The organism is Streptosporangium sp. NPDC023615 (assembly GCF_040640155.1).
Taxonomy (GTDB): Bacteria; Actinomycetota; Actinomycetes; order Streptosporangiales; family Streptosporangiaceae; genus Streptosporangium.
Genome location: NZ_JBFABE010000035.1, coordinates 43461 through 68810 on the forward strand (window position 1 = coordinate 43461; position 25350 = coordinate 68810).

The following is a 25350-nucleotide window of genomic DNA, read 5'->3' on the forward strand; positions in this document are numbered from 1 at the left end:
ACCGTGAGCGTATGCGCGACGGCCCCTGCCCGGGTGTCCCCGCGAGGTGTACCCATGACGCGGGCCTGGTCGCCGGCCGGGCGGCGCGGCACCGTCGGGGGCATGAACGAACGGCGTGTCCCTCACTCACCCGGTACGCGGGAACGGCTCGGCCTGCTGGCGGTCCTCGGCCCGGTCCTTCTGGTCGCGATGGATGGTTCCGTCCTGTTCCTGGCCATGCCCAAGGTCGCCGAGGCGCTGTCACCGACCGCCGACCAGGCGTTGTGGATCCTGGACGTCTACGGGTTCGCCGTCGGGTCCCTGCTCATCGCGTTCGGCGGCATCGGCGACCGGTACGGCCGGCTGAAGCTGCTGATGACCGGCGCGGCGGTGTTCGGCGCCGGCTCGGCGGGAGCGGCGTTCGCACCTGGCCCGGAAGCGCTGATCGTCTTCCGGGCGCTGATGGGCGTGGCCGGTGCCACGCTGCTGCCGTCGGCGCTGGCGGTACTCGGCGAGCTGTTCCCCGACCCGCGCCGGCGGGCGCGGGCCATCGGGATCTTCGCGGCCACCTTCGCCGCCGGGTTCGCGGTCGGCCCGGTCGTCGGCGGACAGCTCCTGAGCAGGTTCTGGTGGGGATCGGTCTTCCTGATCAATCTTCCCGTCGTCCTGCTGTTCCTGGTCCTCGCCCCGATCCTGCTCCGTGAGGTCCGCGCCACCCGCGCCGGCCGCGTCGACGTCCTGAGCGTTCTGCTCTCCGCCGCGGGCATCCTGCTGACCGTCCACGCGGTCAAGCACGCCGCCGCCGGAGGGGGGGTCACGATCCCGGCGGCCACGGGGGTGACCGGCGTCGTCGTCCTGGGATGGTTCGTCCGGCGGCAACTCCACCTGGAACACCCGCTGATCGACCTCCGCCTCTTCCGCGACCGGGTGTTCACGATCGCGGCCGTCACCGGGCTGCTGCCCCTGGCCGCGTGGTCGGCGACGGCCTACCTCGGCGGCGTCTACCTCCAGTCGGTCCTCGATCTGCCCGTCCTGGACGCCGCCCTCGTCGCGCTCCCCGGGGCCGCCGTGCTCACCGTCACCTGCGTCGTCACACCCGCGCTGGTCGCGCGTGCCGGCACCCGGGCGGCGCTCGTCACCTGCCACTTCCTCATCGCCGCGGGCCTGCTGCTGCTGTTGCCCACCGGCGTCTCCGGCGGGATCGGCTGGTACGCGGCGTCCACCGTCGTCACCGGCGTCGGTTACGGCATCTCCTTCAGCCTCGTCGCCGACACCGCCGTCGCCGCGGTTCCCGCCGAACGCGCCGGGTCCGCGGCGGCGATCGCCGAGACCGCCAACGAGATCGGCAACGCCCTCGGCATCGCGCTCCTCGGCTCGCTGGCCGCCCTGATCTTCCGGCTCCAGGGACCCGGCCTCGCCGGCACCCTCGACGAGACACTCCGGATCCCCGGTCTCGCGCCCGTCGCGACCGGCGACGCGAGGACCGCCTTCGTCACCGGTCTGCACGCCGTCGCCGTCATCGCGAGCCTCCTGCACGGCGCGCTCGGGGCGTTCACCCTGCGCCGGACGCCGAGGACCCTCCCCGGCCCCGGGCGTGACGCACCCGGTCCCCGCTCACCGGAGACGGTGTAGGACCTTCCCGGCGTCCGTCCCCCGACGGATCACGGGAGCCGTTCCAGGACGTGGTCCCGACGTGGTCCCGACGTGGTCCCGACGGTGTCCGCCCGGCGTGCCGGACGAGCCCGGCGCCGGCGGTTCCGGCGTCGTGTCCGGCGGGCCCGGAACCGGCCGGGCCGGAGATCGCGGCCCGGCGGGTTCGATTCCCGCCGGTCCGCGTTCTATTTTCGAGGTGTGGACTCACGAAGGCTCGTGCCGCGCACCGACGCCGTGCTCGCCGACCTCCGGCTCGTCGCGGCGGCGGAGCGGCTCGGCCGGTCCGTCGTCAAGGAGGCCGTGACCTCGGCCCAGCAGCGCGTACGCCAGGGCGGGCTCGGCCCGCACGAGGTGGCGGACGCGGCCTTGGCGGCGCTGCCGCCGTATCCGGCGAGCCCACGACCGGTGATCAACATGACCGGGGTGCTGGTCCACACCAACCTCGGTCGCGCCCCCCTGTCGGACGCCGCGCGGGCGGCCGCCCTCGCCGCGTCCGGTCCCACCGACGTGGAGTTCGACCTGGCCACGGGTGCCCGCGCCCGCCGGGGACGGGGCGCGCTGGAGGCGCTCGCGCGGGCCGTGCCCGCCGCCGGGGCCGCGCACGTGGTCAACAACAACGCCGCCGCGCTCGTCCTGGTGGCCACCGCGCTCGCCGCCGGACGGGAGATCGTGGTCAGCAGGGGCGAGCTGGTGGAGATCGGCGACGGGTTCCGCATCCCCGACCTGCTCGTCTCCACCGGGGCCAGGCTGCGCGAGGTGGGCACCACCAACCGCACCTCCTACGCCGACTACCGCGCGGCGGTGGGCCCCGAGACCGGGTTCGTCCTCAAGGTGCACCCGTCGAACTTCCGGATCGAGGGCTTCACCGGTTCGGTGGAGATCGCCGAGCTGTCCGGCCTCGGCGTGCCCGTGGTGGCCGACATCGGCTCCGGCCTGCTCGCGCGAGAGCCGCTGCTGCCCGACGAACCCGACGCGGCGAGCGCCCTGGCGGCCGGGGCCGCCCTGGTCACGGCCAGCGGCGACAAGCTGCTCGGCGGGCCGCAGGCCGGGCTGCTGCTGGGCCGTCGCGACCTGGTCGAGACGTGCGGGCGCCACCCCCTGGCCCGCGCGCTGCGGGTGGACAAGCTGACGCTGGCCGCGCTGGAGGCCACCCTGCGCGGCCCCGAACCCCCGGTCACGCGGGCGCTGCGCGCCGACCCCGAGGTGCTGCGCGAGCGCGCCGCCGCGCTCGCCCGGCGGCTGGCCGAGGCCGGGATCGACGCCCGCGCCGTGCCCAGCGAGGCCGCGGTCGGCGGTGGCGGGGCGCCCGGGGTGACGCTGCCGAGCGCGGCGGTCAGCCTGCCCGAGCGGTTCGCCCGCCCGCTGCGGACCGGTGACCCCGCGGTGGTGGGCCGGGTGGAGGGCCGCCGGCTGCTGCTGGACCTGCGCGCCGTGCCCGCCGGGGCCGACGGCGACGTGGCGCGGGCGGTCCTGGCGGCGGCGGCTCCGGGAACGGGCGCCTGATGCGCGTCGTCGCCACCGCCGGGCACGTCGACCACGGCAAGTCCACGCTGGTGCGGGCGCTGACCGGGATGGAACCCGACCGGCTGGAGGAGGAGCGGCGGCGGGGCCTGACGATCGAGCTCGGACACGTCTGGACGACGCTGCCCTCGGGGGAGCGGCTGGCCTTCGTCGACGTGCCCGGCCACGAACGCTTCCTGGCCACGATGCTGGCCGGGGCCGGCCCGGCTCCCGCCGTCATGTTCGTGGTCGCGGCGGACGGGGGGTGGATGCCGCAGTCGGAGGAGCACCTGGTGGCGCTGGAGGCCCTCGGCGTGCGGCACGGCCTGCTCGTGGTGACCCGCGCCGACCTCGCCGACCCCGCCCCCGCGGCCCGGACGGCACGGGACCGCCTGGCCGCGGGCGGCCTGGCCGGGGTCGAGACGCTGGCGGTGAGCGGGCGCACCGGCCAGGGCCTCGACGAGCTTCGGCGGGCGCTGGACCGGCTGGTGGCGGCCCTGCCCGTCGCCGACCCCGCCGCGCCGGTACGGCTCTGGATCGACCGCGCGTTCACCGTGCGCGGCAGCGGGACGGTGGTGACCGGCACGCTGCCCGCGGGCACCGTCACCGCCGGGGACGAGCTGCTCCTCGGCGACGTCCCCGCGCGCGTCCGGGCACTGGAGTGCCTCAAGGAGCCGGTGACCTCGGTGAACGGCGTGGCCAGGGTCGCGCTCAACCTGCGCTGCCAGGGGCCCGTGGAACGCGGCGCGGCCCTGGTCACCCCGGGCGCGTGGACGCGCACCGACCTGGTCGACGTGCGCCTGGGCCCGGTCGGGTCCGCCGTCCCCCGCCGCGAGGCGACGCGGCGTCCGGGGCGTCCGGGGCGTCCGGGGCGTCCGGGGAGTCCGGGGAGTCCGGGGAGTCCGGGGAGTCCGGGGAGTCCGGGGGAGGACACCCCCTCGCCCCCGGACCCGGCCTCCGAGGGCCCCGGCGAGGAGTGGGGGGCCGCGGACCTGCCGGGACGCCTGACCGCGCACCTCGGCTCGGCCGCGGTGGTCTGCACCGTGCGGCCGCTCGGCGGGCGGATCGCCCGGCTCCGCCTGGCCCGCCCGCTGCCCCTGCACGCCGGCGACGTGCTGCTGCTGCGCGACCCCGGGCGCAGCCGGGGCGAGGTGCGGGTGCTGGCCGGGGCCCGCGTGCTCGACCCCCGGCCGCCGGAGCTGCGCCGCCGGGGCGCGGCACGGGAACGGGCGGCCGAGCTGGAACAGGCCCCGCCGGACGCGGCCTCGCTGCTCCGCACCCACCTGCTGCTGCGCGCCGGTGAGTTGCGCTCCCTGGGGCCGTCCCCGGAGACCGGGCCGGTCTGCGCCGACTGGCACGCCGACCCGGCGTACTGGTCGGGGCTGGGGGAGCGGCTGCCCGAGGTGGTGCGGCGGTACGCGGCGGCGCACCCGCTGGAGCCGGGCATGCCGGTGGAGGCGGTCCGCCACGAGCTCGGCCTGCCCGAACGCGGGCTGGTCGCGGCGCTGGTCCGGCCGCCGCTCGCCCTGGCCGGGGGGCGGGTGACGGCCGGGCGGGGCGGGCTTCCCGCACCGGTCGCCCGCGCCGTCGAACGTCTCGGCGCCGACCTGGCCTCCGGCCCCTTCCGGGCGCCGGAGGCCGACCGCCTGGCCCGGCTGGGGCTGGGCCCCCGCGAGGTGGCCGCGGCCGTACGGGCCGGGGCGCTGCTGCGGGTGGCCGAGGGGGTCGTGCTGCTGCCCGGCGCGGACGCCCTGGCCGCGCGGGTGCTCGCCCGGCTGCCGCAGCCGTTCACGGTCAGCCAGGCCCGGCAGGCCCTCGGCACCAGCCGCAGGGTCGCGGTGCCGCTCCTGGAACACCTCGACCGGAAAGGGTTCACCGAGCGGCTCGACGGCGTCCTGAGGCGTTGCCGGACCCCCTGAGTGCCAGGCGCGTCGCCGAAAACGCCAGGTATAAAGTGGAAAACGTAGTGAAAACGGGGAGAACCACGCGTGGAGCACCACGCCCGGGAACGATCGTTCCCGGCCCGGACTCGGTCGTCACGGACCCCCCCTCACCCCCCGCAGGCAGCGACCGCGCGCGGAAGGGCACCACGAGGGAAAGGGAGAGCGTCATGCCGAGCAACAAGGCCGTCTCGTACCAGGGGCCGGGCAAGGTGACGGTGGAGAACATCGACTACCCCGAGTTCGAGCTCAAGGACGGGCCGGGGGTCAACCCGGCCAACGTGGGACGCAAGGTCCCGCACGGCGCGATCGTCAAGACCGTCGCGACGAACATCTGCGGCAGCGACCAGCACATGGTCCGGGGCCGCACCACCGCGCCGCACGGGCTGATCCTCGGCCACGAGATCACCGGCGAGGTCGTCGAGGTCGGCCCCGGCGTGGAGTTCGTCAAGGTGGGCGACCTCGTCTCGGTGCCCTTCAACATCGCCTGCGGCCGCTGCCGCAACTGCAAGGAGGGCAAGACCGGGATCTGCGAGAACGTCAACCCCGACCGGCCCGGCTCGGCGTACGGCTACGTCGACATGGGCGGCTGGGTCGGCGGGCAGGCCCAGTACGTCCTGGTGCCCTACGCCGACTGGAACCTGCTGAAGTTCCCCGACCGGGACCAGGCGATGGAGAAGATCCTCGACCTGACCATGCTCACCGACATCTTCCCGACCGGTTTCCACGGCTGCGTCACCGCCGGGGTGGGGCCGGGATCGACCGTCTACATCGCGGGCGCCGGTCCCGTCGGGCTGGCCGCGGCCGTCTCGGCGCTCCTGCTCGGGGCCGCCGCGGTGATCGTCGGCGACCTGAACAAGGAGCGCCTGGCGCAGGCCCGCAGCTTCGGCTGCGAGACCGCGGACGTGTCCCAGGGGGAACTCCCGGACCAGATCGAGCAGATCCTCGGCGAGCCGGAGGTCGACTGCGCCGTCGACGCCGTCGGTTTCGAGGCGCGCGGTCACGGCGCCGGGTCCGGGGAGGAGCAGCCCGCCGCCGTGCTCAACACGCTCATGCAGGTCACCCGCGCGGGCGGGGCGCTCGGCATCCCCGGCCTGTACGTGACCGGCGACCCCGGCGCCCACGACGAGGCCTCCAAGCACGGGTCGCTCTCCTTGCAGTTCGGCCTGGGCTGGGCCAAGTCGCTCTCCTTCACCACCGGCCAGACCCCGGTCATGCGCTACAACCGCCGGCTGATGCAGGCGATCCTGCACGACAGGGTGCAGATCGCCAAGGCGGTCAACGCCGTGCCGATCCCGCTGGAGCAGGCGCCCAAGGGGTACGAGGACTTCGACCAGGGCGCGGCGTCCAAGTTCGTCCTCGACCCGAACGGGATGCTCGGCACGGCCGCCTGACGGGCTCACCGGCCGAGTTCCCGCCGCGTTCCCGTCCGGTTCTCGTCGCGTTCCGGCGCGGACTCATTGCCTGATGGAAGGTATAAGTCCGGCAAAGCTGGTAAGGGACCGTCCAGATGCGGGCCGCGGTGGCGGCCGTAATCCGGCGAGAACATGGGAGCGAGCATGAGCGAAGCGAACAACGTCTGGCGCCTGGACGTCGACGGGCAGGAGCGCGACATCGAGGTCGAGCACAGTTCCATGACCGGCAAGATCGTGGTCAAGCTCGACGGCCAGGTCGTGGAGGAGAGCCGCCTGCTGCTGAGCAAGAAGCCCGTCGAGTTCAAGGTGGGCGAGCACGTGGCCCTCGTGACGGTCGACTACGCCTACAGCGGCCTCGCCAGCCGGAGCTCGCTCCACTTCGACGGCCGCTACGTCGAGCCGCTGGGCGACTGAACGACCGCGGCCCCCCGGGGCCGTCGCCGACGTCCGTCTCCGGGACGGCGCCGGGGACGGCCCCGTTCGTTGCGCGGCGGCGCGACGGCCCCGCTCGTCCCGCGGGTGGCGCGACTGCCCCGGCCGGTCCTGCCCGCCGGGGGGACGCCTCACCGCGGCGACGCCTTCCGGCGGCCCGGCCTCAGAGCGCCTCGACGAACAGCACGGCCTCGCGCTCGCCCATGCCGGTCTCGCCGCGTACCAGGTGGACCGCCTGCTCGGCGCGCCCGGCGGCCTTGAGCGCGCGCACCCGGCTCGCCAGGTCGCCGGCCCCGTTCGCGCCGGCGGAGGGCGGGATCGCGGGGTCGACGGGCCGGAACCGGGCCATCAGGGGGTGGCCCCACATGTCGTGCCCCGCGTCCACCGCGTCGACGACCGCCTTGGCCTCGGCCAGGCCGAGCGCGGTGTGCCGGCGCACCTGTCTGATCGCCTCGATCTTCTTCCCCTGGCGGGTCAGCAGCGTGACGAGCTCGCGCAGGTCCCCCGGGGCCGGTGCGGCGGTCCCCAGCGGCGCGCCCGGCGCCCCGTGGGACGCCGCGGAGGACCTGCGGGAGGCCCTCCTGACGGCCGCCACCACCAGCACAAGGGGGATCACCATCAGCAGAAGGATGATCACTAACTCGGTCGGTCCCAGATTCGGCATGGCCGCATCGTACGGTGCCCCCCGAAGGCCGTACAGGCCGAGGACCGGCCCCTACAGGTCCAGGACGAGACGCGGTGAGCAGGAGCGGCCGACGCAGATCATCATCGTCCGCCCGGCCTCCCGCTCCTCCGCGGTGAGCAGCGAGTCGCGGTGCTCGGGCGTGCCCGCGAGCACCCGCGTCTCGCACGCCCCGCAGTAGCCCTTCTCACAGTCGTAGGACAGGCCGGGGACGGCCTCGCGGACCGCCTCGATGAGCCGCTGGTCGGGCCGGACCCGCACGGTCCGCCCGGTCCTGGCCAGGTGCACGTCGAAGGCGGTGTTCGCCGCCGGGTCGAAGACCGTCTCCAGGTCGTCCCCGGCGGCGAAGCGCTCCACGTGCAGCCGCTCGGTCAGGCCGAGCCGCTCGCAGGCCCGCTCGACCGCCTCGATCATCCCGGCCGGGCCGCAGCAGTAGATCGCGGTGCCCGGACCGGCCGGCGCCAGGACGGCGTCCAGGTCGGGCAGGCCGAGCTCGTCCTGGGGGACCAGCTCGGCGCGGTCGCCCGCGTACCCGGCCAGCTCCTCGCGGAAGGCCATGGTCGCGCGGGAGCGCCCGCCGTACAGGACGCGGAACGCGCCGCCCCGGTGGGCGACGGCCCGCGCCATGGCCAGGATCGGCGTGACGCCGATGCCGCCGGCGACGAACAGGTAGTCGTCGGCGGGTACCAGCGGGAAGTGGTTGCGCGGTCCCCGCACGCCGACGACGACGCCCTCGCGGGCGATCTCGTGCACCTCGGCGGAGCCGCCGCGGCCGTTCTCCTCGCGCAGGACCGCCACCCGGTAGCGGTCCCGCTCGGCCGGGTCGCCGCAGAGGGAGTACTGCCGGACGCGGCCCGAGGGCAGGCGGAACTCCAGGTGCGCGCCGGGTTCCCACGCGGGCAGGTCCCCGCCGCCGGCCCTGGCCAGCGTCAGCGCCAGCACGCCGTCGGCGACCGCTTCGGCCCCGACGACGACGGCCTCGAAGGAGGCGGCCTGCCCGAAGAGCGGCGCCGCGACGGCGCCGGACAGGGAGCCCGGTACCGTGCCGGGACCGATCCGGGGACCGGCGGGGAAGACGGCCGGGATCGCGTCCCAGCCGGACTGGTTGCCCCGGGTGGGGTAGGCGACGAGCCCCTCCTCCAGGACCCGGAAGCCGGGCAGCCGGGTCAGCACCTGGGTGATCATCTCGCGGAACATGGCGCGGGCCAGGTGCGCCCCGGCGCAGCGGTGCGTGCCGATGCCGAAGCTGAGGTGGCGGGCGGCGTCGCGGTCCAGGCGCACCTCGGCCGGGTCGGGGAAGACGGCCGGGTCGTGGTTGGCGGCCACCCACGGGATCAGCACGCGCTCGCCGGCCCGGACCGGGCAGCCGCCGATCTCGGTGTCCGCGCGCGCCGTGCGCGCCATGGACTGCGAGGGGGCGAACGCCCGCAGGAACTCCTCGGTCGCCGAGTCGAGCAGGTCGGGCGAGTCGATCAGGCGGCGGAGCTGGTCGGGGTGGCGGCCGAGGTGCACCAGCACCGAGCCGGTCAGCGAGGTGGTGGTGTCCACGCCGCCCGCGATGAGCAGCCCGATCACCGAGACCAGCTCGTCCTCGCCGTACGGGAGGCCGTCGGGGCCGGTCTGCGCGGCCAGGACGCTGGTGGCGTCCGAGGTGGGCTCGGCCCGGCGCTCCCGGACGATCTCGCGGATCCGCCGTTCCATGTAGGCCAGGCCCTCGGCGCCCCGGCGGGCCCGGTCGCTGTCGGCGGGCGCGGCGAAGATGTCGTGGATCGGGCCGGCCAGGCGGGCCCAGTCCTCCTCGGGGAAGCCCAGCCAGTCCAGGGTGACCGCCGCGGGCAGCGGGTTGGTCAGGTCGCGGACGAAGTCGGCCGAGCCGTGCTCGATGAACGCGTCGACGACGCGCGTCGCGTGCCGGGCGATCATCGGCCGGAGCGTCTCGACGGCGTCCGGGGTGAGCAGGGGGTTGATCAGGTCGCGGTACCCGGTGGACCGCGGCGGGTCCAGCTCGATCGGGTACTGCTCCAGGCCGGGCCCGCTGGGGATGACGATCGCGACGCGGTCGACGCCCGAGGAGGCCCGGGAGGAGGAGAAGACGTCGTCGTCGCGGGCGATCCTGGCCACGTCGGCGTAGCGGGTCGTGTAGACGAATCCGCCGTGGGCCGCGGTCCTGCCGACCGGGCACTGCTCGCGGAAGGACCGGTAGTAGTCGACCGGGTCGGCGGTGCAGGCCGCGGAGTGGTGGTCGAACTCAGTCTGCTGGGTCATGGCGCACAGGCCCCATATCCATACGAACGATGCGCGGTGTTGCCCAGCCGCGCCACTGGGTGTTCTGGGTCCGGGAAGTCTAACCCGATGCGGATCACGAGACAATGTCTCGCATGTCGCAGCGACATCACAGCGTCGCGAGAGGATAATCCGAGGTCAGAAGGTCAGGACGGCCTTGGCGGTCGTACCGGCGCGCAGATCGGCGATCGCGTCGCCGATCCGCTCGAAGGGGTAGGCGGTCATCATCCTCTCGACCGGGAAGCGGCCCGCGGCGTACAGGTCCAGCAGCCGGGGCAGGAAGACCTGCGGCAGGCTGGAGCCGGCGATGATGCCGGTGACGGTGCGGCCGTTGAGGACGCTGCGCCAGTCGAGGCTGATGTCCTGGCTGGGGCCCACGCCGATCACGCCGCACCGGCCGAGCGGGGCCAGGGCCTCCACGGCGGTGCGCAGCACCTCCTGGCGTCCGGTGGTGTCGACGGTGAACTCGAACCCGTGCGGGGCGATCTCGCGCAGCGCGGCGGCCGGGTCGGTCGCGGAGGAGTCGACCGTGTGCGTCGCGCCGTAGGAGCGGGCCGCCTCCAGCTTGGCGGGGTTGACGTCGACCGCGGCGACGACCGAGCAGCCGCTGAGGGAGGCCGCGATGATCGCCGCCACGCCCACCGCGCCGGCCCCGAAGACGGCGACGGAGGAGCCGGGGCCGGGGCGCAGCACGTTGAACACCCCGCCCGCGCCGGTCTGCAGGCCGCAGCCGAACGGGCCGACGTGGGTCAGGTCCAGGCTCGCGTCGACGGGCACGACCGCCCGCTCGGGGGCGACGACGTGGGTGGCGAAGGAGGACTGTCCCAGGAAGTGGGCGTTGACCGGGGCGCCGTCCAGGGAGAGCGCCGAGGAGCCGTCGGCCCGCCGGCCGCCGAAGTTGAGGGCGTCGAAGTCGCGGCAGTAGGCCGGCGCGCCGGTCAGGCAGGCCGGGCAGGCGCCGCAGGAGGTGAAGCTCATCGCCACGTGGTCGCCGGGGGAGACCGACGTGACCCGCGAGCCGACCCGCTCGACGATCCCGGCGCCCTCGTGGCCCAGCACGGCGGGGGTGGGGAAGAACCCGGCGAACTCCAGGTCGGTGCCGCAGATGCCGGTGCTGACCAGGCGGACCAGCACCTCGTCGGCCCGGGGTTCGGAAAGGTCGACGTCCCGGAGGACGAAGGGCCCCCCGGCGGTCTCCAGAACGGCTGCGGTGATACGCACGGACCCCCCAAGTGTTTTCATAAAATGAGATGGCATCTTGACATGCAGAACGGAAGGGGTCAAGGATTCCCATCATGGCCGAACTCCTCATCCCACCCGCCCAGCAGCTCGTCGACGGCGAGTGGACAGCCGCCCGGGACGCCAGCGAACTGCCCGTCGTCGACCCGGCCACCGGCCGGACCATCCAGACGGTGGCCCGCGCCGGCGCCGACGACGTCGGCGACGCCGTCGCGGCGGCCCGGCGGGCCTTCCCCGGCTGGGCCGCGACCTCGGCCTCCGAGCGCGGCAGGCTGCTGCACCGCTGGGCGGAGCTGATCGGCGAGCACGTGGAGGACCTGGCCCGGCTGGAGGCCATGGACGTCGGCAAGCCGCTGTCGGGCGGCCGGACGAACGTCTTCATCACCCAGGGCATCGTGGAGTACTTCGCCGGCGCCGCCGACAAGCTCACCGGTGTCACGCTGCCCACCCGGACCCCCGACTACCTCGGATACACCCTGCAGGAGCCGTACGGCGTCTGCGCGGTCATCATCCCCTGGAACGTTCCCATGGTGCTCACCGCGGCCAACGTGGCGCCGGCCCTGGCGGCGGGCAACACGGTGGTGCTCAAGCCCTCGGAGGTGGCGCCGCTGGCGCCGTTCGCCCTCGCCGAGCTGGCCCGCAGGGCCGGCCTGCCGCCCGGCGTGCTCAACGTGCTCGCCGGGGTCGGCGCCGACACCGGCGCCGCGCTCACCTCCCACCCCGGCGTGGACCACATCAGCTTCGTCGGCTCCACGACCACCGGGCGCGCGATCATGCGGGCCGCGGCCGAGAACCTGATCCCGGTCAAGCTGGAGCTGGGCGGCAAGTCGCCCAACGTGCTCTTCGCCGACGCCGACCTCGACGTCGCCGTCCCGGCGATCGTCGGCTCCATCACCGAGAACGCCGGGCAGAACTGCTACGCCGGCTCCAGGCTGCTGGTGGAGTCCTCCGTCGCCGGCGAGGTCGTGGAGCGGGTGGCCGCCCTGATGCGGGCCGTCCGGATCGGCCCGTGGGACGCCGATCTCGACATGGGGCCGCTGGTCAACGAGGCGCAGTACCGCAGGGTGCTGGGCTTCCTGGAGAGCGCCCCGGCCGAGGGGGCCCGCCTGGTCACCGGGGGCGGTCCCGCCCCCGAGGGGGAGGGCGGCGGCTGGTTCGTCCAGCCCTCGCTCTTCGACGGCGTGGACCCGCGCTCCCGGCTGTCGCGGCAGGAGGTCTTCGGGCCGGTGCTGGCGGTCCAGGAGTTCTCCGGTGACCGGCAGGCGCTGGAGATGATGAACGACACCGACTTCGGGCTGCTGGCCTGCGTCTGGACCGGTGACGTCTCACGGGCGCTGCGCCTGGCGCAGGAGGTACGCTCCGGCCAGGTGTCGGTCAACCAGTTCGCCGACGCCGGGGTCATCGGCTTCCCCTTCAACATGCAGAGGGACAGCGGGTTCAGCCGGGGCGGGGGGTACGCGGCGATGCGGGAGTACACCCAGGAGAAGGCGGTCGCCATCCGCCTGCTCGACGGGACGCCCCCGCGCTGAGGGGCCGCCGGACGGGGACGCGCCCGAGCGCCCCGAGGCCGGAGGGCCTCCGGGCGCCCGAGCGTCCGGAGGGTCCGGGTGCCAGGGGGCGCCCCGGGCCGCTCCCGCGACTCCCGGCGGGCGCTCGGCGGGGCCGCAGCCCGGGTCCTCGCCCGGCCGCGGTCCTGTGGGACCGTTCCAACCTGCGGATATTTGGCGCCGACGACGCGGATGTAACAAGCGTGTGACGCGAGGAGCAGTTGGCTCCGGAGGCATTGACAGGTCCCCGGAGCGGAGGCAGAGTACGACGCATTGCGGCCCAGAATCACAATGCGAGACGCCATCGTGAATTACGATCGCTTGGAGGGTAGCGTGCGAGCACTGGTCCAGACGGCCTTCGGCGGTCCGGAGGCGGTGAGCGTCCAGCGGGTCGCCGATCCCGAGCCCGGCCCGCTCGACGTGGTCGTCCAGGTCGACGGGTGCGCCCTCAACCGGCTCGACCTGCTCCAGCGCCGCGGCCCCGGCATCCTGCCCGGCTTCAGCCTGCCGCACATCGCCGGCATGGACATCGCCGGGACGGTGGCGGCGACCGGGAGCGCGGTCACCACGGCCGGGACCGGCGACCGGGTCGTGGTCGATCCCACGCTGGGCTGCGGCACCTGCCCGCACTGCCTGGCCGGCGACAGCGGCCACTGCGCCGGCCTGCGGGTGATCGGCGGGAACGTTCCGGGCGGCTACGCCGAGTTCGTGGCGGTCCCCGCCCACCTGGCGCACCCGGTCCCCGGGCACGTGGGCCTCGACGAGGCCGCCTGCCTGCCCACGCCGTGGAGCACCGCCTGGCACGCCGTGCACACCGTCGCCGCGGTCGGCGCCGGTGACGTCGTGGTGATCCAGGGCGCGGCCGGCTCGGTGAGCATCGCCGCGGTCCAGCTCGCCACGCGGGCCGGGGCCCGGGTGGTGGCGGTGGCCGGCAGCGACGAGAAGCTCGCCGTGGCGGCCGGGCTCGGAGCGGACCTGCTGGTGCGCAACGACGAGCCGCTGGCCGAGGCGGTCCGCGAGCACACCGGCGGCCGGGGCGCCGACGTCGTCCTCGACCACGTGGGCGCCGCCACCTGGCGCCGGTCGCTGGACTGCCTGCGGATCGGGGGACGCCTGGTGACCTTCGGCAACACCGGCGGCGACCAGGTCACGCTCTCCCTCGCCGAGATGTACCACCGCGGGATCCGCCTGCTGGGAGCCGGCGCCTACACCCCGGCCGACTTCTCCGCCATGCTCGCCGCCTATGCCGCCGGCGGCCTGCGTGTCGTCCGCGCCGCCGAGTGCGGCCTGGAGGACCTGTACGAGACCTTCGACCTGGAGGGCTCGCGCGACCTGGTCGGCAGGGTCCTGGTGCGGCCGTGACCGCGCCGCGCGCGTACCCGGCCCCCGGGCGGGACGGCCTTCTCCCCGGACCGGGCGAGGCGGGACGCGAACGTCCCGGTGCCGACCTGCTGATCGTCGGCGGGGACGTGGTGACGATGTCACCGCGCCGCGAGGTGATCACCGGTGCCACCGTGGCCGTCGCCGGCGGACGCGTCGCCGCGATCGGCCCCGCCGCCGTGCTGCGGGAGGCCTTCCCCGGCGCCCCCGAGCTCGACGCGACCGGCTGCGTCGTCATCCCGGGCCTGGTCAACGCCCACCAGCACACCACCGCCGACCCGCTGGTCCGCAGCATGATCCCCGACGACATCGACTCCCAGGAGTCGATCTTCGACTGGATCGTCCCGCTGCACGGCAAGGTCACCGGCGACGACGACGAGCTGTCGGCCACCCTGACCGCCGCCGAGTCGCTGCTGCGCGGGGTCACCACCCTGCTGGAGCCGGGCACGGTCGCCCACCCGCTGCGGGTCGCCGCGGGCCTGCGCGCCGCCGGCGTCCGCGCCCGGGTCGGCCGCTGGGGCTGGGACGTGCCCGGCGCCGTCCACGCGCTGCCCGCCGCCGAGACCCTGGCCCTGCAGGAGGAGACCGTACGGGCGCTGCCGCCCGGCGGGACCGTCACCGGCTGGGTCACGCTGGTCGGCCACGACCTGGCCAGCGACGAGCTGTTCGTCGGCGCCGCCGAGCTGGCCGCGCGCCTGGGGGTCGGCCTGACCTGGCACATCTCGCCGGGCGAGGCCGACGTCCACGCCTACGCCCGCCGCTGCGGCACCCGGCCGGTGCTGCACTTCCGCGATCTCGGCGTGCTGGGGCCGGACCTGGTGCTCGGCCACGCCGTCTGGCTGGACGACGCCGAGCTCGACGCCCTCGTCGAGACGCGCACCGCGGTGGCCTCCTGCCCCGGGGCGTACCTGCGCCTGGGTCAGGGCTACGCCCGTGCCGGCCGGCACGCCGAGCTGGTCCACCGGGGCGGCAGGGTCGCCCTGGGCTGCGACTCGCACAACGCCGGCGACGCCCCCGACCTGCTGGGCGCCGCCCGCCTGCTGGCCGCGCTGGAGCGCGACCGCGACACGCGGCCCGTCCTGGGCGCCGACCGGGCGTTCGCCCTGGCCACGATCGACGGGGCCGCCGCGGTCGGGATGGGCGACCTGATCGGCTCGATCGAGGTCGGCAAGGCCGCCGACCTCGTGGTGATGGACACCCGCGACCCCGCCTGGATCCCCCGCGGGGACCTCGCCACCCACCTCGTCTGGGGCGCCCCCAGCCACACCGTCCGCGACGTCCTCGTCGACGGCCGGGTGGTCGTGCGCGACCGCCGGATCACCACCGTCGACCTCGACGCCCTGGCCGAGGAGGCGCGGGGACGTTCCGCCGCGCTGCTCGCCCGGACCGGCATCGAGGTCCCGCACCGCTGGCAGGCCCTGCCCGCGGAGGAACACATCCAGGGAGTACGCGGATGATCATCGACCTCGCCGACCGGACGCCGGCGCAGAAGCAGGGGCTGCTCTCCCAGCTCGTGGTACCGCGGCCGATCGCGATGATCACGACGCTGGACGCCCTGGGCGCCGTGAACGTCGCCCCGTTCAGCTACTACATGCCGATCTGCGGCGAGCCCCCGCTCGTCGCGGTCACCATCGGCACGGTCAGGGAGGCGACCGACGAGCCCAAGGACAGCTGGGTCAACATCAGCGCCTCGGGCGAGTTCGTGATCAACGTGACCACCACGGCCCTGGCCGAGCACATCGAGACGGTGGCCAGGGAGTACCCGGCCGGCGTGGACGAGGCCGGGCTGGTGGGCTGGCGGACCGTGCCGTCACAGGTCGTGGCGCCGCCCTCGCTGGCCGACAGCCCGGCCCACCTGGAGTGCCGGGTGCGCGAGGTCATCGACCGGGGCGACCCGACCTCCTGCTTCTCGGGGGTGCACATCGTGATCGCCGAGGTGGTCTGCATCACCGCGGACGAATCGATCATGTCCTCCCCCGGCAGGATCGACCCGACCAAGGTGCACGCCGTCGGGCGGATGGGGTTCCCCTGGTTCGTCGCGGCGACCGAGGAGACCGTCTTCCACCAGGAACGCGTCGCCTACGCCGACCTGCCGGCCGGCGAGGAGGAGGTGCTCGCCTGACCCGCCTCGCGGGCGGGGGAGGGGCTCGGCAAAGCCCGCATCCCCGCCGGCGACAAAGTTCGTTCCCCCCTTGCGCGCCGTCGGGCGGCGCGCGTGCATCAGATCGAGAGGATCGTCATGGCCGCATACTATCGAAGGGGCCGGGCCACGGCCGCACTGACCGCCTGCCTGAGCGCGCTGGCGCTGGCCGGCTGCGCGAGCAACGACGCCACGGCGCCGGCCCCGGCCGCCGCCCCGAGCGACGCGGGCGCCAAGACCGACGGCGGCACCGTGCTCGCGGGCCAGCCCGACGTCAACGGTGACGGCAAGGTCGTCATCGGGGTGCTGAGCCCCGGCGACATCAACGACAAGGGCTACTACCAGAGCTTCGTCGACACCGCGCAGGAGTTCGCCACCGCGCAGGGCTGGACGATCATCAAGCGCGGCAGCGTCAACACCAGCGAGGCGCTGAACGCCGCGCGGGCGCTGTGCCAGCAGAAGGTCGACATGGTGGCGCTGGGCGCCTCGGAGCTGCGGGACGCGATCCCGGCCTCGGAGGAGCCGGTCTGCGCGAAGACCGCCTGGTACGTGCCCTCGTCCGACAACATCCAGCAGACCCCGAAGATCGTGCTCTCCACCGACGAGGCCGACCAGAGCATGCTCGCCGCCGGGTACGCCGCCGGCCTGGTCATGAAGGACGCAGGCCACACCAAGGCCGGCTTCGTGACCGGCCCCGAGGCCGACTTCACCACCAACGCGGCCGCCGCGTTCAGGGCGGGCATCAAGCTGGTGATCCCGAACGGCACCATGGTGACCACCTACACCGGCGACCTCAACGACTCGGCCAAGGCCAAGGAGGCCACCCAGGCCCAGATCAGCCAGGGCGTCAAGGTCATCTACCCCTACCTGGGCGGCGCCACCGACGCCTCGGCGGAGCTGGCCAACAGCAAGGACGTGCTCACCCTCACCCCGGGCACCGACCGCTGCGCCTCCACCAAACCGGTCTTCGACATCTCGGTGCTGTTCAGCCCCGGCGACTACTTCAGGGCCGCCCTGGAGGACTTCTCCGAGGCGAAGCTGCAGATGGGCGTGGAGAAGGTCTGGACGCTCGGCGTCGACCCGTTCCCCACGGTGAAGATCTGCAAGCCCACCCCCGAGCAGAAGGAGAAGCTGGAGGCCTTCATCGCCGACGTGGGCAGCAAGAAGATCGACACCAAGGCGGAAGTGAAGAGGCTCGGTTCCTGAGATGACGGACGACGAACGGGCGAGGGAGCTGACCCCGCCCTCGGCGCCCGCGCTGCGGCTGCGGGGAATCAGCAAGAGCTACGGTCCGGTCGTCGCCTGCGACGCCGTGGACCTCGCCGTGCACCAGGGCGAGATCCACGGCCTGCTCGGGGAGAACGGGGCCGGCAAGTCGACGCTCATGAAGATCCTGCTGGGCCTGGTCCACCGGGACGCCGGAAGCATCCTGCACCATGACGGCGCCGTCGACATCACCAGCCCGCAGGAGGCCGTGGCGCTCGGCATCGGCATGGTGCACCAGCACTTCAGCCTGATCGACCCGCTCACGGTCTGGGAGAACGTCATCCTGGGCGACACCGGCAGGATCGACAGGGCCGCCGCCTGCGAGCAGGTGCGGGAGGTCTCCGCCCGCTACGGCCTGCCGATCGACCCGCTGGCCCGGGTCTCGCGGCTCTCGGCCGGCGAGCGGCAGCGGGTCGAGCTGATCAAGTGCCTGCGCCGCGACCCCTCGGTGCTCATCCTCGACGAGCCGACCTCGGTGCTGACCCAGGCGGAGTCGGCGGAGCTGTTCGGCGTGCTGCGCCGGGTGGTCCGCTCGGAGAACCGCGCGGTCATCCTGATCAGCCACAAGCTGGCGGAGATCACCGCGGCCACCGACCGGGTGACCGTGCTGCGCAGGGGCAGGGTCGTCTTCCACAGCGCCACCGCCGAGACCGGCCCGCAGGAACTGGCCAGGCAGATGGTCGGCAGGGAGGTCTCCCTGGGGGCCGAGGCCGCGGCGCTGGGCATGCTGCCGGTCGAGAACCCCGGCGCCGGCGGGCCTGAGGCCGCCCGGTCCGGCGGCACGGACGGGGACGGGAAGGCGGCCGCGGTGCCCGCGCTGCGACTGCGCGACCTGACCGTCACCCTCGAGGGCGTGCCGGTGCTGTGCGACCTCAGCCTGGACGTCGCGCCCGGTGAGATCGTCGGCCTGTACGGGGTCGAGGGCAACGGCCAGGCGACGCTGGGCGACCTGCTGTCGGGACTGCTGACCCCGGAGAAGGGGTCGGTCGAGGTCTCCGGGACCCCGGTCGACCTGAACCGGCCGGGCGCGCTGCACGCCGCCGGCCTGGGCATCGTGCCCGAGGACCGGCACAGCTCGGGCGTGGTGCTGGACATGAGCGTCGCCGACAACCTGGTCATGAAGTCCCTGGACGCGGTCAGCGGCCGGGGCTTCGTCAGCCGCAGGAAGGCGCACGCCGTGGCCCGCCGCCTGGTGGCCGAGTTCAACATCGTCACCCCGTCGGTGGACACGCCGGTGCGCAGCCTGTCCGGCGGCAACCAGCAGCGGGTCGTGCTGGCCCGCGAGCTCTCGGCCCACCCGGCCGTCCTGGTCGCGGCGCAGCCCACCCACGGCCTGGACGTCGGCGCCATCGAGGACATGTACGTGCGACTGCGTGACGTCGCGTCGAAAGGGGTGGCCGTGCTGCTGATATCCACCGAACTGGAGGAGGTCATGGCCCTGGCCTCGCGGATCGCGGTGATCTCCTCGGGGCGGATCGCCGGCGTGCTCCCCACCGGGCAGGCCACGGCCGAGCGGCTCGGCATGCTGGTGGGCGGGGTGGCCGCGTGAACGAATCCCGCCCCGCTCTCCCGGACGCCTCCGGGCGCCGCCTGCTCGCCCTCCTCACCCCGGGCGCGGCCGGCCGGCAGACCGCCCTGGCCACCGTCGCCGCCGTGATCGTGGCGCTCGCCCTGGCCTCGCTGCTGATCGCCTCGACCGGCGGGTCCCCCCTCGCCTCGGTGCAGGCGCTCTTCCAGGGCAGCATGGCCGACTGGACGGCCTGGACCTCCACGCTGCTGTACGCGGCGCCGCTGCTGCTCGTCGCCGTGGGCGCGTGCGTCAGCGCCCGCTCGGGCGTGTTCAACATCGGACAGGAGGGCCAGGTCCTCGTCGGCGCCCTGTTCGGCGCCTGGGTGGGGCTGCGCCTGGCGCTCCCCGGCCCGCTGCTGCTGGTCGTCGTGCTGGTGACCGCCGCGCTGGCCGGCGGCACGTGGGCCGCGCTCAGCGCGCTGATGTACCGGCTCCGCGGGGTCAACATCGTGGTCAGCACACTGCTGATGATCTTCATCGCCCAGCAGCTCGTGGCGTTCTCGGTGAACACCCCGTGGCTGCTGCAGGAGTCGCGGGTCGGCGACGCGATCGTCTCCCCGCAGTCCAACCCGCTGCCCGCGGGCGCGCTGCTCGGCTCGGTGGGGGAGTACCCGAACCTCCAGCTCAACGGCGGACTGCTGCTCGGGCTGGCCGGCGCCGTGATCGTCGCGGTGGCGATCGCCCGCACCCGCTGGGGCTTCCGGCTCACCATGCTCGGGCTCAACCCGCTCACCGCCAAGCACGCCGGGGTGCGCATCAACGCCCTCGGCGGGGTGGCGCTGGCCATCTCCGGCGCCTTCGCCGGCCTGGCCGGGGCCGTGCTGCTGACCAGCCCGGTGGGCGTGCACCGGCTCCAGCCGGGCGTCGCGATGAACATCGGCTGGGACGGCCTGCTGGTCGCCCTGGTCGCGCGCAACCGCCCGCTGCTCACCGTCCCGGTCGCCCTGCTCTTCGGCGTGCTGCGCTCCGGCGGCGGCTTCCTCGCCGCGACCGGCGTGCCCCCGTTCCTGGTGGACGTGGTCAAGGCCCTGCTCGTGCTGGCCTTCGTCGCCCCTCCCGTCGTCGTCGCCGCGCTCCGGCGCAGGCGGTCCGGACTCCGTACCGCGCGCGCCGAGCAGCGGCCCGCGCCCGTCGCCGAGGGGGCCGCCCTGTGATCGGCACAGAGGACATCTCCACCATCCTGTCCAGCGGGATCCGGCTCACCGTGCCGCTGGCGTTCGCGGCGTGCGGGGAGTACCTCGCCGAGCGGGCCGGCGCCATGAACATCTCCCTCGAGGCGATGATGCTGAGCGCCGCGTTCGGCTCGATCGCCGTGGCCAGCGCCACCGGCAGCGCCACCACCGGGCTGGTGGCCGGCGTGGTCATCGGGCTGGTGATCGGCTTCGTGCACGGCAACCTCTCGCACCGGCTGGCGATCAACACCTTCGTGGTCGGCCTGGTGCTCAACGCCCTCGTGCTCGGGCTGACCAGCTTCCTGATCACGATCAGCTCCTTCGACTCCCACCAGGTCGCGCAGGTCAGCATCCCCTGGCTGCGCGACATCCCGCTGATCGGCGCCCCGCTGTTCGTGGAGCGCTGGCCGGTCTACCTGCTGATCGTGATCATCCCGCTGACCTGGTGGCTGGTCGAGCGCAGCAGGTGGGGCCTGGAACTGCGGGCGGTCGGCGAGCAGCCGCAGGCGGCCGACGTCACCGGCATCCGGGTGAACCTGCGCCGCCGCCAGGCGCTGCTGTGGTGCGGCGCGCTGGCCGGGCTCGGCGGCGCGTACCTGGCGGTCGGCGAGGTCGGCTCGTTCAACCAGAACATGACCGCCGGGCGCGGGTACATCGTCATCGCGGCCGTGATCTTCGGTGCCTGGCGGCTGGGCCGGACCCTGCTCGGCTGCGTGCTGTTCGGCCTGGCCGACGCCATGCGCCTGGCGCTGCCCGCCCTGGGCCTGACGCTCAACTCCCAGCTCCTCGTGGTCGCCCCCTACCTGCTCGCGCTGCTGGCGATGCTGTTCTTCGCCAACCAGCACCGCGAACCCAGGGCCCTGGGGCAACCCTTCGCACGGGGTTCGACCTGACACGTCCGGACTCTGAATGACATATAGGTATAAACAGAACAAATGGAGGAAACCATGAGTGATCTCACCCAGGCACGCTGGACGCACGTCGCGCTGCCCACCGGCGACCTCGACAAGGCGATCGCGTTCTACACCTCGCTGACCCCGCTGGTGGTGGTCGAGCGGTTCCGCGACGCCGACGGCGAGAGCGCCTGGCTGTCCAACGCCAAGCAGGCCGAGACCCCGATGGTCCTGGTCCTGGTCTCGTTCAACAAGGACAAGGGCGGACAGCTCGGGCTGCTGACGCCGTTCGCGCACCTGGGCATCGAGGTGCCCGAGCGCACCGACGTGGACGGCATCGCCGAGCGGGCCCGCGAGATGGGCTGCCTGCACTGGGAGCCGCGCGACATGCCCGACCCGGTCGGCTACATCTGCGCGCTCAAGGACCCCGACGGCAACGTCGTGGAGATCTCGCACAACCAGCAGGTCTTCAACACGGTACGCAGGCTGTGGGCGACCCCCTCCTGAACGCCGACCGGGACACCGCGTCGTACACCGCGCCGAACACCGGTCCGGACGCCGGTCCGGACACAGGTCCGGACACAGGTCCGGACGCGGGCCGCACCCGGGCCGCGGTCCTCGGGTACGTCGAGGCGCTCAACGCGCACGACGCCGACGCGATCGCGGCCCGCGTGAGCGAGGACTTCGTCAACGAGCACACCTCGGCCATGGGGCGGAACGTCACCGGCAGGGCGGGCTACCGGGCCAACCTCACGGTCTTCCTGGCCGACTTCGCGGACCTGCGCTACGACGTCGAGGACCTGGTGGTCGAGGACGACCGGGCGGCCCTGGCGTACCTGATGTCGTTCCGCCCGGCCGCGCCCGGGGCCGGGAAGGTGCGGGTGCGCGGGGTGTTCAGGTTCCGGGTCGGTCCCGACGGTCTGATCGCCCACCGCGTCGACTACTGGGACAGCGGCGAGGTGCGGCGGCAGCTCGACCCTCCGGCGTGAGAGGACCCGCCGCCTGACCGCCCGGTGGAGCCAATAAAGCCGACAAAAGCCCTCTAAGGGGTTTTTGTCGGCTTTTGGCGTCTACGGGCGGCGGTGGCGTGCGAGGCCGTCAGCGTGCGCCCGGGGGCCGCGCCGGGGGCGAGAGGACGCGGGACTCGCGGACGCGGGCGTACCGGGGCGGGGAGGGCGGGGGCACGAGGACGCGAGGCGCGCGGACGCGAGGCGCGCGGACGCGAGGCGCGCGGACGCGAGAACGGCCGGCGGGGAGCCCCGCCGGCCGTTCCGGTGCGATCCGCGGGGTCAGTTGCCCCAGTCCATGTTGGGCACGACCGCCTCGGCGATCCTGAAGTTGCCGCCCGGCAGCGGCTGCCTGGCCTCCTCGCCGCGCTCCTTCACCACGTTCTTGCCGAACCCGTCCACCAGCGGGCGGCCCACGTCGCGCTTGAGCCAGAGCCGCAGCAGGTGCCGGCGGCGCTCGGGCTCGGGCCAGTCGACGTAGCCGGTGCGCGAGTGCAGGGCGGCGTAGTTCAGCAGCCACTGGACGTCACCGGGCTGGAAGTCCATGTCCAGCGCGAGGCCCGGCTCCTGGGTGATCTCGTCGTAGAGGTGCAGCAGCTCGACCTGCGCGTCGGTCAGCTGCGGCACGCCGTCGTACTTCTGCGCGGAGAAGATCATCGAGCTGCCCGCGTAGGTGCTGAAGGTCCCGTCGACGTAGCTGCAGATGGGGGAGACGTAGGTGTCGGCGGGGGCGTCGGGGTCCTGGCCGCGCCAGTCCCAGTGCCACGGCTCGAAGAGCAGGGGGGCGAGGTCGGGGCGGCGGCGCAGGATCTCGTTGTAGATCGTCGTGCCGCTCACCAGGCTGCTGGAGCCGCCCTCCTTGGACGCGCGCAGGCACATCAGCGCGACCACGTCGGAGCTGTCGGAGTGGAAGGGCAGCCGGTCGCGCACCCGGGACGGCAGCGCGCCCGCGTCGTCGAGCGTCTTGTTGGAGGTCGCGATGACGTGGTCGAGCACGTCGCCGAGCTGGTTCTGCTCCATCGGCGTGCCCAGGTGCAGACCGATCAGGAAGAAGATCGCGCCGGCCAGCCTGTCGCCGTACTCGTCGGTGCGCAGGCCGCGCACCAGCACGAAGCCGCGGCCGGAGTCCATCTGCCGCGCGCACTCGTCGATCATGGCGTGGGAGACCGTGAGCGGGTAGCTCTCGGCGGAGACGGTGCGCAGGTCGGGGTCGTCCTCGACGAACCGGCGGCCGACGGCCTCCAGCTCCTCGCGCTCGGCGTCGCCGAGGAGATAGATCCACTCGGTGGATCCGGCCAGCTCGTCGCCGCGCCAGGCGGAGGGTCCGGTGATGGGGGACATGGAGATGTCTGTGGTCATGGTCGATGCGCTCCGAATGCTCGGGGTCGTCTCAGGAAGGGCCCGCCTGGGCGGTGCGTGATTCCGGCCGGAGACGGCGGGAGGGGTCGCGCGGACGTCCGCGCGGCGGCACCCGCCGCCGCGGCGGAGTCAGAAGGGGGTCTGCGGATCCCCGGCGGCGGTACCTGGGCGCAGGCCCTTGCGCGGCGGGTTGACCCGCATCGGATCCCTACGGCCGGACAGGACGGACCCGGAGCCTGGCACGGCTTCCTGGGTCATGGCGTCTCTCCTGCGGCTCGTGGTTCTCCCACCACGCTAGACCGCCCCTTTGATTCCGTCAATAGAGACGGCGTCTCGCGTTACGTTACGAGCGGGTGTCGTCGAGGACGTCGGCGGAGGCGTCGCCCCCGGTCTTACGAGCCGGCGTCGGGGGCACGGGGCCACCGGAGGGGGGCGGGTCCGCGGCCTGCCCGGCGCGCCGCGCCCGCCGTCCGCGCGCGATCTCGGTGCCCAGCGCGTCGAGGTGCTGGGTCCAGAAGTGCCGGTAGCGGTCCAGCCAGGCGTCCACCTCCCGCAGCGGGGCGGGATCGACGGCGTACAGGCGGCGCGTCCCCTGGGCGCGCACGGTGGCGAACCCGTTCTCACGCAGGACGCGCAGGTGCTGCGACACGCCGGGCTGGGAGATCCCGAACTCCTCCTGCACCACGGCGCTGATCTCGCCGGCCGCCCGCTCGCCGTCGGCGAGCAGCTCCAGGATCCGGCGCCTGACCGGGTCGCCGAGAACGTCGAGCGCGTGCATGACCTCACCGTCCCCGTGTCGGTTCGCGAAGGAAACCCCGGGCCGGGCGGACCCGGCGCGTCCGACCCTACTGCGGTGCCGCGCCGGGGCGGTGCCGTCCGGGGACGGCACGCGGGCTACCATCGCCGATGTGGACAAGCGTGAGCTGGGCAGGACGGGAAAGCACGTCGGCGTCGTCGGACTCGGCGCCTGGCAACTGGGGGCCGACTGGGGTGAGGTCGGCGAGGACGAGGCGCTGGAGACCCTCGGCGCAGCCGTGGACGCGGGGGTGACGTTCGTCGACACCGCGGACGTGTACGGCGACGGGCGCAGCGAGCAGTTCGTCTCGCGGCTGATCAAGGACAGGCCGGGCCTGACCGTGGCCACCAAGATGGGCCGCCGCGTCCCCCAGGAGCCCTCGGCCTACACCCTGGACAACTTCCGGGCCTGGACCGACCGCTCCCGCGCCAACCTCGGCGTCGACACCCTCGACCTGGTGCAGCTGCACTGCCCCCCGACCCCGGTCTACTCCTCCGACGAGGTCTTCGACGCCCTCGACACCCTGGTCCAGGAGGGCCGGGTGGCCGCCTACGGGGTGAGCGTGGAGACCTGCGACGAGGCGCTCACCGCCATCGCCCGGCCGGGCGTGGCCACCGTGCAGATCATCCTCAACGCCTTCCGGCTCAAGCCGCTGGAGAAGGTGCTCCCCGCCGCCGTGGAGGCCGGGGTCGGCATCATCGCCCGCGTCCCGCTGGCCAGCGGCCTGCTGTCGGGCAAGTACGACGAGTCCACCGTCTTCGCCGCCGACGACCACCGCACCTTCAACCGGCACGGCGAGTCCTTCGACGTGGGCGAGACCTTCTCCGGCGTCGACTTCGCCACCGGCCTGGAGGCGGTGCGCCGCCTGGCCCCGCTGGTGCCGCACGGCATGACCATGGCGCAGTTCGCGCTGCGCTGGATCATCGACCAGCCCGGCGTCTCGGTGGTCATCCCCGGCGCCCGCAACCCGGAGCAGGCCCGCGCCAACGCCGCCGCCGCCGAGGCCGGCCCGCTGCCCGAGGCCACCCTGCGGGGCGTCCGGGAGATCTACGACGAGCTGATCCGCCCGCGGGTACACGACCGCTGGTGACCACCGG

The 25350-nt window shown here is 74.0% G+C and carries 21 protein-coding genes; 16 read left to right on the forward strand and 5 right to left on the reverse strand.

Going from position 1 to position 25350, the window contains the following annotated elements; translation table 11 throughout:
- Nucleotides 1–102 precede the first annotated feature (102 nt).
- The 5 genes from AB0G16_RS23325 to AB0G16_RS23345 all read left to right on the forward strand — a co-directional run bounded on the left by AB0G16_RS23325 (nucleotide 103) and on the right by AB0G16_RS23345 (nucleotide 6901).
- Nucleotides 103–1611: an MFS transporter gene (locus tag AB0G16_RS23325; protein ID WP_362808521.1), complete on the forward strand. Its 1509-nt coding sequence runs from the start codon at nucleotides 103–105 to the stop codon at nucleotides 1609–1611.
- A gap of 219 nt (nucleotides 1612–1830) precedes the next feature.
- Nucleotides 1831–3135 carry an L-seryl-tRNA(Sec) selenium transferase gene (gene selA, locus AB0G16_RS23330; protein ID WP_362808524.1) on the forward strand — a complete coding sequence of 435 codons (1305 nt, stop codon included), beginning with the start codon at nucleotides 1831–1833 and terminating at the stop codon, nucleotides 3133–3135.
- Nucleotides 3135–5051, forward strand: coding sequence for a SelB C-terminal domain-containing protein (locus tag AB0G16_RS23335; RefSeq protein WP_362808527.1), 1917 nt, complete (start codon nucleotides 3135–3137; stop codon nucleotides 5049–5051). Before selA ends, AB0G16_RS23335 begins: the two co-directional genes overlap by 1 nt.
- A gap of 191 nt (nucleotides 5052–5242) precedes the next feature.
- Entirely contained in the window at nucleotides 5243–6466 is a 1224-nt protein-coding gene (fdhA, locus tag AB0G16_RS23340) for a formaldehyde dehydrogenase, glutathione-independent (RefSeq protein ID WP_362808531.1), read from the forward strand.
- Nucleotides 6467–6631: 165 nt separating this feature from the next.
- The gene (locus AB0G16_RS23345) at nucleotides 6632–6901 is read left to right on the forward strand and encodes a hypothetical protein (RefSeq protein WP_362808534.1); all 270 of its coding nucleotides are present in this window, start codon (nucleotides 6632–6634) and stop codon (nucleotides 6899–6901) included.
- A 181-nt stretch (nucleotides 6902–7082) separates the two neighbouring features.
- Here AB0G16_RS23345 and AB0G16_RS23350 read toward each other — a convergent pair whose 3' ends face one another.
- The 3 genes from AB0G16_RS23350 to AB0G16_RS23360 all read right to left on the reverse strand — a co-directional run bounded on the left by AB0G16_RS23350 (nucleotide 7083) and on the right by AB0G16_RS23360 (nucleotide 11105).
- Nucleotides 7083–7583: a ribosomal protein L7/L12 gene (locus tag AB0G16_RS23350; RefSeq protein ID WP_362808537.1), complete on the reverse strand. Its 501-nt coding sequence runs from the start codon at nucleotides 7581–7583 to the stop codon at nucleotides 7083–7085.
- A 51-nt stretch (nucleotides 7584–7634) separates the two neighbouring features.
- A complete protein-coding gene (locus AB0G16_RS23355; protein ID WP_362808540.1) occupies nucleotides 7635–9866 on the reverse strand; it encodes a cytochrome P450 in 2232 nt (743 codons plus the stop codon).
- 156 nt (nucleotides 9867–10022) lie between these two features.
- Entirely contained in the window at nucleotides 10023–11105 is a 1083-nt protein-coding gene (locus AB0G16_RS23360) for an NAD(P)-dependent alcohol dehydrogenase (protein ID WP_362808544.1), read from the reverse strand.
- 74 nt (nucleotides 11106–11179) lie between these two features.
- Between AB0G16_RS23360 and AB0G16_RS23365 the strand changes: the two genes are divergently transcribed.
- From AB0G16_RS23365 to AB0G16_RS23410, 10 genes are all read left to right on the forward strand, one after another.
- On the forward strand, nucleotides 11180–12652 hold the full coding sequence (locus AB0G16_RS23365) for an aldehyde dehydrogenase family protein (protein WP_362808547.1): 1473 nt from the start codon (nucleotides 11180–11182) through the stop codon (nucleotides 12650–12652).
- A 351-nt stretch (nucleotides 12653–13003) separates the two neighbouring features.
- The gene (locus AB0G16_RS23370) at nucleotides 13004–14032 is read left to right on the forward strand and encodes a zinc-binding dehydrogenase (RefSeq protein ID WP_362808550.1); all 1029 of its coding nucleotides are present in this window, start codon (nucleotides 13004–13006) and stop codon (nucleotides 14030–14032) included.
- Nucleotides 14029–15507: an amidohydrolase family protein gene (locus AB0G16_RS23375; RefSeq protein ID WP_362808553.1), complete on the forward strand. Its 1479-nt coding sequence runs from the start codon at nucleotides 14029–14031 to the stop codon at nucleotides 15505–15507. The genes AB0G16_RS23370 and AB0G16_RS23375 overlap by 4 nt, the downstream gene beginning before the upstream one ends.
- The gene (locus tag AB0G16_RS23380) at nucleotides 15504–16172 is read left to right on the forward strand and encodes a flavin reductase family protein (RefSeq protein ID WP_362808556.1); all 669 of its coding nucleotides are present in this window, start codon (nucleotides 15504–15506) and stop codon (nucleotides 16170–16172) included. Before AB0G16_RS23375 ends, AB0G16_RS23380 begins: the two co-directional genes overlap by 4 nt.
- A 117-nt stretch (nucleotides 16173–16289) precedes the next feature.
- Complete coding sequence (locus tag AB0G16_RS23385) at nucleotides 16290–17396, forward strand: BMP family ABC transporter substrate-binding protein (RefSeq protein WP_362808559.1); 1107 nt, start codon at nucleotides 16290–16292, stop codon at nucleotides 17394–17396.
- Nucleotide 17397: 1 nt separating this feature from the next.
- Nucleotides 17398–19005 carry an ABC transporter ATP-binding protein gene (locus AB0G16_RS23390; protein WP_362808562.1) on the forward strand — a complete coding sequence of 536 codons (1608 nt, stop codon included), beginning with the start codon at nucleotides 17398–17400 and terminating at the stop codon, nucleotides 19003–19005.
- Nucleotides 19002–20180, forward strand: coding sequence for an ABC transporter permease (locus tag AB0G16_RS23395; protein WP_362808565.1), 1179 nt, complete (start codon nucleotides 19002–19004; stop codon nucleotides 20178–20180). Before AB0G16_RS23390 ends, AB0G16_RS23395 begins: the two co-directional genes overlap by 4 nt.
- Nucleotides 20177–21091, forward strand: a complete 915-nt coding sequence (locus AB0G16_RS23400) for an ABC transporter permease (protein WP_362808568.1) — start codon at nucleotides 20177–20179, stop codon at nucleotides 21089–21091. The genes AB0G16_RS23395 and AB0G16_RS23400 overlap by 4 nt, the downstream gene beginning before the upstream one ends.
- Nucleotides 21092–21145: 54 nt before the next feature.
- Nucleotides 21146–21598: a VOC family protein gene (locus AB0G16_RS23405; RefSeq protein ID WP_362808571.1), complete on the forward strand. Its 453-nt coding sequence runs from the start codon at nucleotides 21146–21148 to the stop codon at nucleotides 21596–21598.
- On the forward strand, nucleotides 21580–22080 hold the full coding sequence (locus tag AB0G16_RS23410; RefSeq protein ID WP_362808574.1) for a nuclear transport factor 2 family protein: 501 nt from the start codon (nucleotides 21580–21582) through the stop codon (nucleotides 22078–22080). The genes AB0G16_RS23405 and AB0G16_RS23410 overlap by 19 nt, the downstream gene beginning before the upstream one ends.
- A gap of 300 nt (nucleotides 22081–22380) precedes the next feature.
- Here the strand turns inward: AB0G16_RS23410 and AB0G16_RS23415 are convergent, their stop codons facing one another.
- The gene (locus tag AB0G16_RS23415) at nucleotides 22381–23457 is read right to left on the reverse strand and encodes a TauD/TfdA family dioxygenase (protein WP_362808577.1); all 1077 of its coding nucleotides are present in this window, start codon (nucleotides 23455–23457) and stop codon (nucleotides 22381–22383) included.
- A gap of 343 nt (nucleotides 23458–23800) precedes the next feature.
- Nucleotides 23801–24235: a metalloregulator ArsR/SmtB family transcription factor gene (locus AB0G16_RS23420; RefSeq protein WP_362808580.1), complete on the reverse strand. Its 435-nt coding sequence runs from the start codon at nucleotides 24233–24235 to the stop codon at nucleotides 23801–23803.
- Between the two features lie 130 nt (nucleotides 24236–24365).
- On the opposite strand from AB0G16_RS23420, the gene AB0G16_RS23425 reads away from it, so the two are divergent.
- A complete protein-coding gene (locus tag AB0G16_RS23425) occupies nucleotides 24366–25343 on the forward strand; it encodes an aldo/keto reductase (protein ID WP_362808583.1) in 978 nt (325 codons plus the stop codon).
- Nucleotides 25344–25350: the final 7 nt, after the last annotated feature.